General features: G+C 52.9%; 1 protein-coding gene. It reads left to right on the forward strand.

What is annotated here, in order from left to right:
- Window positions 1-18: 18 nt before the first annotated feature.
- Window positions 19-620: contractile injection system protein, VgrG/Pvc8 family (locus ABR397_RS23095; RefSeq protein WP_350307744.1), on the forward strand; the 602-nt coding region annotated here is incomplete at its 3' end.

A 620-nucleotide genomic window follows, 5' to 3' on the forward strand; every position in this document is an offset into this window, starting at 1 on the left:
AAAACCCTCAGGGCCAGTATGCATTTCAATGACCCGCATTCAGTGCGGGAATACACCACCATGAAAAGGGAATCCTCCTATGATTTCTTTACCCGCCTTGCGGCGGAAGAGGGGATTTTCTTCTGGTTCGCCGATGACGGGCTCTATGTCAGCGACAGCCATTTAAACATGAGGGCGCCGGATACGCTGATTTACAACCCGGACGTCACCAACGCAACAGAAGAAAATGTTATCTCCAAATGGTCTCTGGGCTCCCACATGCGCCCGGAATCGATCTCCCAAAAAGACAGGAATTACCACAACCCCAATTATGCCTTGCAGCATAACGCAACAGATTTTGAGGCAGAGAGCAGCACGCCATTTCATATTTTCGAAAGTTACGGCCGCTTTCTGAAAAACAAAGAGGGCATGCCATTGACCCAGTACCGGCTGGAAGCGGTGCGGGCCGACAGCAAATCAGGGCAAGCGGACAGCAATTGTATTCGATTAATGCCGGGCAGGATCTTCACGTTAACCCACCACCCGATTGACGCCATGAATGACCGCTGGCAAGTCGTCTCTTCCCGACATCAGGGGCATGTGCCTGCCGTTTTGGGCGATGGCGGAGCCGGCACGACCCT

The organism is Photorhabdus viridis, assembly GCF_040256935.1.
GTDB lineage: Bacteria > Pseudomonadota > Gammaproteobacteria > Enterobacterales > Enterobacteriaceae > Photorhabdus > Photorhabdus viridis.